We start from the raw sequence: 8,725 nt of genomic DNA, 5'->3' as shown, positions 1-8,725 counted from the left end.
CTCCAACGATTGGATCTACCGGCACCTCCACCACTGCTCCCGGCAGATGGTGGCCCTGGCCAAGGACTACCCGGACGCCCCCACGCTCCTGCGGCGGGCGCTCAACCAGGCCGCGCGCGAGCTCCTGCTGGCGCAGTCGTCGGACTGGGCGTTCATCATGAAGACCGGGACCATGGTGGACTACGCCGTGCGCCGGACGCAGGAGCACCTGCTGCGCTTCCAGCGCCTGCATGATGAGGTCCGCGGCGGGAATATCGATGAGGGCTGGCTGTCCCACATCGAGGGCAAGAACAACATCTTCCCCGAGATCGACTATCGGGTTTACCGTCCGGCCTGAGTGAGCACCACGCTGCCCAAGCACAAGGCCTTCAAGCTCTACGAACGGGCCCGCACCCTGCTGGCCCGCGAGGAGTTCAGCGAGGCCGAGAAGATCCTCCGCGACCTGGTGGCCCATGACAGCCTGGGTCGCCCGGACGTGGCCATGTCGTTGGGCGACGTGCACCTGGGCCGGGGCGAGTACGACGCGGCGGCCTCCGCCTATCGCGAGGGCCTGGCGCGCTTCCCCGGCAACCGCGACCTGATGGCTCGCATCGGGCTGGTGCTCATCCGCCAGGACCGCTTCGAGGAAGCGGTGGAGCTGATGGGCCAGCTCGACAAGGGCATGGCGCCGGACGTGCTCGTCCAGTACGGCTACGCGCTGGCACGGCTCGAGCACTACGCCGCCGCCGAGCGCGTCTTCTCGCGTGCGGTGGCGGGAGGCGCCGGGCCCGAGGCGAAGCTGCTGCTGGCCCGGGCCCGCGCGAAGCTGGGCCGCAACGAGGAGGCGGCCCACATGTGCCGTGGCCTCCTCACCAGTGACGTGCCCGCGGAGGTCCAGGCGGAGGCCAAGGGGCTGCTGGCCGACTGCCTTCTGCTGCTGGGGCAGGCCGCGCCCGCCCTGGCCCTGTGGAAGGAGCTGCGCGCGGCGGGGACGCTGGTGCCGGAGCAGCTCGGGCACATGGCCTACGCGGCCCAGCTCGCCGGGGAGCCGGGGCTGTGCGACCAGCTCATCTCCGAGCGGCTGGACAGCGGGCCCACGCTGGAGGATCGGCTCCTCTTCGCGCAGATCGCCAACCTGCGCAACCGCGCGGAGGACGCGCTGGCGCACCTGGAGGCGGCGGGGGCCGTGCCCGGCGAGCACCACAAGGGCTTCTCCTTCGAGCTGGAGGCCACCCGGGGCCGCGCGCTGCGGCTGCTGGGGCGCCGCCCCGAGGCGCGTGAGGCCCTGGCCCGGGCCTCGGCGCACGCGGAGGCGCACGGCAAGCTGGGGCCCCAGCTCCAGGTGGACCTGGGCCACCTGGCGGCGGAGGAGGGCGACTTCGAGGCCGCGGAGACGGCCTTCCAGGCGGCGCTCGCCATGGACCCCGACGAGCCCGAGGCGCAGCGGGGCCTGGAGCTGACGCGGCGGCGGGAGGCGTGGCGCACGCAGCTGCAGGCCAACGTGGAGGCGCAGGTGGAGGCGGCGAAGGCCGAGTCCGAGTCCCTGCGTCGGCGCTTCGTGGCCCGCGAGAGCGAGCTGGAGGCGCTGCGCCGCGAGCTGGAGTCACTCCGGGCGGCCCAGTCCCAGGCCGAGGACAAGGCACGCCGGGCCGAGGAGGAGGCGCGGGCGGCGCAGGCGGCGGCGCGCGCGGAGCAGGCCCGGCGCACCCGCGAGGAGCTGGAGCAGCGCGAGGCGGAGATCGACGCCAAGGCGCGCGAGAACGTGGAGCGGGGGTTGGGGACGACGCGCGCCGCGTGCCCGCCGCCGCTGCTTCAGGCGGTGATGGTGGCGGAGCGGACGTACCAGAAGGCCCTCTACACGGAGCTGCCCGCGGCGGCGGTGGCGGTGCTGTACGCCGGGGCCCTGGAGCGCGCGCTGAACATCTTCTTCGTGGAGCGCTTCCGCGAGTGGCTGGTGGCCCAGGGGCAGCTCAAGGACTTCCTCCAGGCCGCCACGCGCGAGAAGCGCGGCCGCAAGGTGGAGTACTTCGACAACTTCGCCGCGGCCTTCGATCCGGAGCGGCCCGGCCGGGCTCCGTCCCTCGGCGAGGTGGCACGCGTCCTCCAGCGCCGCGAGGAGCCCTACCTGCGCGCCTTCCAAACGTTCTTGAGTGAACGCTACCCGCTGCCGGGGCGCCTGCTCGACGTGCTGGCCGACTTCGTCACCCAGGCCAAGGAGCGCCTGAGAGATCCGGTCGCCCACGGGCACGCGGTGGAGATGGGCTACGAGGAGCTGAAGGTGCTGCGCGAGCGGCTCCTCTTCTCCCTCGAGCCGGGCCAGCCCGGGGCGCTCGCCCTGCTGCTGGGGGCGTAGCACCCACACCCCTCACCCTCCTTCCCGGGAAGAGACGGGCGGCTCCAGTGTTTCCCAGCCGTGCAGGCCGGGCGGGTACGCCTTGCCTGTCCGTGTTTCCGTCTTATCTGGGGAGACATCATGATCAAGCGACTGACCCCGCCACGGAGCGCCCTCGCTGGCGCTCTCCTCCTGTCGTTGCCCATGCTGGCGCCCGCTCAGACGGCGGCGACCGAGAACGCCCCCCTCCAGCCGGCCACCCGGGAATCACAAGCCCTGCCTTCACTCGCCCCGCTGGTGGAATCGGTGAAGGGCGCCGTCGTCAACGTGGACGTGCAGGCCAAGGCCTCCATGTCCGAGATGGGGCCGGGCGAGAACCCCTTCACGGACCGCTTCTTCGGAGGCGGCGGTGGAGGCCGGGGCCCGCAGCGGCGCGAGCCCATCCGCCAGGGGGCGGGCTCGGGCTTCATCATCGACTCCAAGGGCCTGGTGTTGACCAACAACCACGTCATCGAGGGCGCGGTGTCCATCCGCGTCCGCATGGATGACGGGCGCAGCTTCGACGCGGAGATCGTCGGGAGGGATCCGCTCACCGACGTGGCCCTCCTGCGGCTCAAGGGCAAGGTGGAAGGCCTGCCCACGGTGAAGCTGGGCGACTCGAACGCGCTGCGCGTGGGCGACTGGGTGCTGGCCATCGGCAACCCGTTCGGGCTGGCCTCCAGCGTGAGCAGCGGCATCATCTCCGCGCGTGCCCGGGACATCCACTCCGGCCCCTACGACGACTTCCTCCAGACGGACGCCGCCATCAACCCGGGCAACTCGGGCGGTCCGCTCTTCAACATGAAGGGCGAGGTGGTGGGCATCAACACCGCCATCGTGGGCGGGGGCACGGGCATCGGCTTCGCGGTGCCGAGCAACCTGGTGAAGGCGCTCGTGCCGCAACTGGAGAAGGACGGCGCGGTCACCCGGGCGTGGCTGGGCATCGGCATCCAGGACCTGACGCGGGACCTGTCCAAGGCGCTGGCGCTGCCCGTCGCGGACGGCGCCATCGTGTCCTCGGTGAATGAGAACTCCCCGGCGTCCAAGGCGGGCCTGAAGGCGGATGACGTCATCGTGGCCATCGACGGGCAGAAGGTGGGCTCGGGCGGCGAGCTCACCCGCACGGTGGCGCTGAAGAAGCCGGGCAGCACCTCGACGTTGGACGTCTTCCGCGAGGGCAAGCGCCAGGAGCTGAAGGTGCAGCTCGGGACGCGCCCGGACCTGGAGGGCCTGGGCCTGCGCCAGAAGCGGAGCAGCGAGCCCGAGGAGTCCTCCAAGGCCCGCGTGGGCGTGTCGCTGAGCAACGTGGATCCGCGGATGATCGAGCGCGCGGGACTCCAGTCCGCTCAGGGCGCGGTGGTGACGGACGTGCTGCCGGGCTCGCCGGCCGAGCGCGCGGAGCTGGAGCCGGGCATGGTGGTGGTGGAGGTGGATCGCAAGCCGGTGCGCAGCGCGGAGGAGCTGGCCAAGCTCATCCGCAAGGCGCAGGCGGGCAGCACGCTGCTGCTGCGCGTGGAGGTGGCGGGCGGCGGGCGCTTCCTCCGGGCCCTGCGCATCCCGTGAGCCACCCGGTGGCCAGGGCCCTGGGGTGACTCAGGCCTTGGCCACGCTGGGCGCGGGATTCGGCGAGGAGGGATCCACGGGACGCGACAGTCCGCGCTCGCGTCCCGGGTGCTGCTCCATGCCGGGCGAGTAGGCGGTGACGCTGTTGCGCCCGGCGCGCTTGCTGGCGTAGAGGGCGGAGTCGGCGCAGTCCACCAGGTTGTCCTGGGTGGTGGCGTCGATGGGGATGTTGGCCACGCCGATGGACACGGTGATGTGGCCGCCGGGCTGCGTGGGAACGGCGAGCTGGGGAGCCTCCACCACGGCGCGCCGCAGCTTCTCGGCCACCTCGCAGGCGTCGGCCTTGGACACGTTGGAGAGCACCAGCATGAACTCCTCGCCGCCATAGCGCGCGAGCGTGTCCACCTTGCGCACGCGGGCGCCGAGCACGTCGCACACCTGGCGCAGCGCCTCGTCACCGGCGCGGTGCCCCGCGGCGTCGTTGAGCTTCTTGAAGTGGTCGATGTCCACCATGAGGATGGACAGGGGCGTACCGAAGCGCTGCGCGCGGGCCACCTCCAGCTCCAGCCGCGCGAAGAGATGACGGCGGTTGGGCACCCCGGTGAGGGGATCCGTGATGGTGAGCTTCACCGCCTCGGCGTGGAGCATGGCGTTCTTCACCGCCGTGGCGGCCTGATCGGCCACCGCGGCCAGCAGCTCCAGCTCCTCGGGGGCGAAGCTGGCCACCTCCGGGCGCCGGAAGGTGAGCACCCCCAGCGCCGACTCCATGTGCACCATGGGGATGCACAGCAGCGAGCCACTGTCGTGCCCCGGCAGCAGCCCCTGCCGCGCGAAGATGCTCGAGGGGTCGTTGATGTCCGGCACGTACACCACCCGGTGCAGCTCCGCCGCGCGCCCGCTGGCGCCCTCGCCGAACTGGAAGGTCATGCCCTCCAGCTTCGGGTTGGCCGGGAAGGTGCTCTTCACCTCCAGCAGCCCGTCCGCGTTGACGAGCAGGATGGTGAAGTCCGGGATGTGGAGCCGCTCGGGCAGCAGCTGGGTGATGCGCGCGAGCAGCTCGGACAGCTCGATGGTGGAGTTGACCGAGCGCGCCACGTCGAAGAGCAGCGCCAGCTCGGCGATGCGCTCCTCCAGCTCCTCCTTGAGGGACAGCTTCCACTTCGTCACCTGGAGATCGCGGTGGGTGTCGATCTCCTCGGCCTTCATGGAGGTGATGCGCGCCAGCATGGCGTTGAAGGCCGCGCCCAGCCGGGAGATCTCATCCGAGCCCCGCACCTCCGCGCGCACCAGGAAGTCTCCCTCCTCGGCGCGGCGCATGGCGCCCGCCAGCCGGCGCAGGGGACGCGCGAGGAACAGGTGCAGCGACATCCCCGTGGCGAACATCAGGATGGTGCCCAGCACCAGCACCGCGACCAGTGCGACGCCGAGCACCTCGGTGAGCTCGCGGTGCACCTCCGGTTCGGCCACGCGCAGGTGCAGCACGCCCAGGCGCGTCGACCCGGCACCCGCGTGGCAGCCCTCGCAGGCCTCCTCACCGAGTGGACGGATGACCTCCGTCTGGTGCGGATCCGAGTGGGCCGTCTGGGGGCCGGGTGCCACGATGCGCTCGGCCTCGGGGTGGCGCGTGCCTACCTTCTCGGGCTCGAGCGACCAGCGGATGCGACCGTCCGGCGACAGCACGTGCAGCTCCGCCGCCGAGCGCAGGAGTCGGGCGTCCGAGCGCAGCAACTGGGTGACGGGGGAGTGGGCGGGTGTGCCCTCGGGGGTGGGGAGCTGGAAGGTGGAGCCGACGAACTCGGCGAGCACCAGGGACTCATCGTGCGTGGCGTCCCGCGCCGCGAGTCGCGCCTCTCGCCAGAAGTAGCCCGCCCCGAGCAGGGCCGCGAGCAGCCCGGGCAGGGCGACGCTCCACAGGAGCTTCCTGCCTACGGTGTCGAGACCCAATGCCATGTTGTTGGAGGCAAGGGCCGTCGGCCCGGTGCCGTGATGCCCCTTGTCGTTCATGAATTGTCAGATCGGCTGACGCACACTGTCAAACGGGCTCCCTTAGAAAATCTTCGGCGCCGAGGACGTAGAAGTTGCCTGACGCGCCGCGTAGCCTGTCCCGTTTTGGAGACGCCCATGCCCCCTCCGCTTCCGTCCTTCGTGCGCTCCTCGCTCCTCCCCGTTCCCCACGGCTTCGCCACGCGCGCCGGAGGGGTGTCGGAGGGGGCCTATGCCTCGCTCAACCTGGGCTTCGCGGTGGGTGACCTGCGAGAGCGGGTGGAGGAGAACCATCGCCGGCTGGCCGGGGCGGTGGGCGCGGCGCTCGAGGCGCTCCACACGGTGAAACAGGTACACGGGGACCAGGTGGTAGAGGTAGGTGCAGGTGAGGGGACAGGCACGCTGCGGCCCCCGGCGGGCGAGGCGGACGCGCTGTGGACGGAGCGGCCGGAGCACTGGGTGGCGGTGGGGACGGCGGACTGCGTCCCCATACTGCTGGTGGATCCGCAGGGGCGGCGGGTGGCGGCGATCCACTCGGGGTGGCGGGGCACGGATGCGCGCATCGTGGCGCGGGCGGTGGAGTCGCTGACGGCCCGGGGCGCCCGGCCCGAGCGGCTGCTGGCGGCGGTGGGGCCCTGCATCCAGCGCTGCTGCTACGTCGTCTCCGAGGACCTGGGCGAGCGCTTCACCCGGGGGTTCGGGGTGGAGGTGGTGGCGCGCGAGGGAGGGGAGGTGAAGCTGGACCTCTCACGGGCAGTGCGTGACACGCTGCTGGGCGCGGGGCTGAAGGCGGCCCACGTGGACGTGCTGCCCGACTGCACGGCGTGTGATGGGGGCCGATTCTTCTCCCACCGGCGTGACGCGGGCCACACGGGCCGTCACCTCAACTTCGTGGTACACCGGTTCTGATCGGCCTCCAGGCCGATTTCTTGACGGTCTCCGACAGGCCTTCCTATCCTCCAGACAACCCCCGAGGCCCTGTTGGAGCGCCGCATCATCCGCAGCCTGCTCGTCATCGCGCCCCTTTGCGCACTGTCCGCCTGTGCCACCACGGGCTCCGGCCACTCGTCGGAGCTGGTGGAGCTCAAGGCCGAGGTGCGGGCCATGCGCGAGACCCAGTCGCGTCTGGAGAAGCGCCTCGAGCGCCTGGAGCTGCACGCCAGCGTGAGCCAGGCCCGCGCCTCCGCCGCGCCGGCTCGGGAGGGCGCCATCGCCGCGCCCGCCGCCGCTGCCGCCGAGAAGACCTTCGCCACGCCCGACCTGACGGTGGTGAAGCTCAAGCCGCGCAACGAGCCCGCGCCCCCGCTGCCCACGCGGGTCGCCGTCGTCGAGCCCTCGCCCGATGACATGGAGATGTTCATCAGTCCCTCGCCCGAGGGCGGCGCCGCCAGCGCTGCCCCGGATGCCGCCGAGCCGAAGGAGGAGCTCGACACCACCGTGCTGGACGCCGAGTTCGACCAGGCGGTGGCGGCGCTGCGCACCGGCAACGTGGAGGGGGGGGTGGCGCGCCTGTTGCGCTTCGCCGAGGACAACCCCCGCCACCCCCGCGCGGACAACGCCCTCTACTTCGGCGGGCTCGGACAGATGGGGCTCAAGGAACACGCCGCCGCGGCGAAGAGCTTCGAGCGCCTCATCGAGAGCTACCCGGCCGGCGACGCCGTGTTGGACGGTATGCTCCGGCTGGCCGAGTGCCAGCTGCGCCTCAACCAGAAAGACGACGCGCGGGCGCTCTATACCCGCATCCTCACCCAGTTCCCGGGGACGGCCGCCGCCACGCAGGCGGAGCAGCGGCTTGCGTCCCTCTCGCACTAGCAGTCCGAAAGGAAGTCATCCGATGCGCTCGCGGATCCTCTCCTCACTTCTTCTCGCCACCGTCCTCGCGCCGCCCGCGGTGTGGGCCCAGAACGCGGACGACCAGGAGGAGCCCGAGGCTGGTGACGAGACCGAGGGCTCCGAGGTCGTCGACGAGCCGGAGCCCGGTCGGCCCGGCAAGGTCGCCATTCCCCCGGGCCAGGGCGGCCGTGAGTCCGCTCCCGGCGAGGTCCACACCGTGGAGAGGGGCGACACGCTGTGGGACCTCTCGCAGAAGTACCTGGGCAGCCCCTGGTACTGGCCCAAGGTCTGGTCCTACAACCCGGAGATCGCCAACCCGCACTGGATCTACCCGGGCAACAACGTGCGCTTCTTCCCCGGAGGCGAGGAGGTCCCCTCGCGGGTGGAGGCGGGCGTGGGCCCCGCGGAGATGGTGACCGAGGGCGACATCACCGAGTCCTCCGAGATGGGGGACGCCGACGGCGAGTCGCTGGTGCAGGTGACGGGGAAGATCGGCTACGAGCCCAAGGCCTCGCAGACGGTGATGAAGCAGTCCTTCGTCACCACCCGCGAGCTGGACGAGGCGGGGCGCATCGAGGGCGCCTCCACCGGCGCGGAGATGCTGTCCACCCCGGACACCGTCTACGTGCGCTTCAAGCGCAAGGCGGACGCGAAGCTCGGGGACCGGTACGTGGTGTTCCACACCGCGAAGGAAGTGAAGCACCCGGTGACGGGCAAGCCGGTGGGCTTCCTCACCGACTTCGTCGGCACCTTGCGCGTGGTGACGCTGGGCGACAACTACGTCACCGCGCAGATCACCGACACCTGGGACGCCATCTCGCGCGGAGACCTGGTGGGCCCCTACGGCGAGAAGCTGTCGGAGCAGGTGGTGGGCCGGCGCAACGAGAAGGAGCTCCAGGGCGTCGTCGTCACCGCGCTCGTGCCGTACCTGACCATGACCGCCGAGCACCAGTTCCTGGTGATCGACAAGGGCAGCGGCGACGGCGTCCAGGTGGG

General features: G+C 71.5%; 7 protein-coding genes. 6 read left to right on the top strand and 1 reads right to left on the bottom strand.

The window, feature by feature from the left end:
* The 3 genes from VF697_RS20310 to VF697_RS20300 form a co-directional block, all read left to right on the top strand.
* A partial coding sequence (locus tag VF697_RS20310; RefSeq protein ID WP_331097407.1) for a DUF1957 domain-containing protein occupies positions 1-337 on the top strand: 337 nt, incomplete at its 5' end.
* Positions 338-2,332, top strand: coding sequence for a tetratricopeptide repeat protein (locus VF697_RS20305; RefSeq protein WP_331097405.1), 1,995 nt, complete (start codon positions 338-340; stop codon positions 2,330-2,332).
* Between the two features lie 120 nt (positions 2,333-2,452).
* On the top strand, positions 2,453-3,913 hold the full coding sequence (locus tag VF697_RS20300) for a trypsin-like peptidase domain-containing protein (RefSeq protein ID WP_331097403.1): 1,461 nt from the start codon (positions 2,453-2,455) through the stop codon (positions 3,911-3,913).
* 30 nt (positions 3,914-3,943) lie between these two features.
* Here the strand turns inward: VF697_RS20300 and VF697_RS20295 are convergent, their stop codons facing one another.
* Positions 3,944-5,863 carry a diguanylate cyclase gene (locus tag VF697_RS20295; protein ID WP_331097411.1) on the bottom strand — a complete coding sequence of 640 codons (1,920 nt, stop codon included), beginning with the start codon at positions 5,861-5,863 and terminating at the stop codon, positions 3,944-3,946.
* 171 nt (positions 5,864-6,034) lie between these two features.
* Between VF697_RS20295 and pgeF the strand changes: the two genes are divergently transcribed.
* The 3 genes from pgeF to VF697_RS20280 all read left to right on the top strand — a co-directional run.
* On the top strand, positions 6,035-6,805 hold the full coding sequence (gene pgeF, locus VF697_RS20290) for a peptidoglycan editing factor PgeF (protein ID WP_331097401.1): 771 nt from the start codon (positions 6,035-6,037) through the stop codon (positions 6,803-6,805).
* A gap of 72 nt (positions 6,806-6,877) precedes the next feature.
* Positions 6,878-7,708: a tetratricopeptide repeat protein gene (locus VF697_RS20285; protein ID WP_336785040.1), complete on the top strand. Its 831-nt coding sequence runs from the start codon at positions 6,878-6,880 to the stop codon at positions 7,706-7,708.
* A 22-nt stretch (positions 7,709-7,730) separates the two neighbouring features.
* A partial coding sequence (locus VF697_RS20280; protein WP_331097399.1) for a LysM domain-containing protein occupies positions 7,731-8,725 on the top strand: 995 nt, incomplete at its 3' end.

Source organism: Archangium sp. (genome assembly GCF_036388035.1).
In the GTDB taxonomy this organism is placed as follows: Bacteria; Myxococcota; Myxococcia; order Myxococcales; family Myxococcaceae; genus Archangium.
This window is presented reverse-complemented; position numbering and strand designations above follow the sequence as displayed.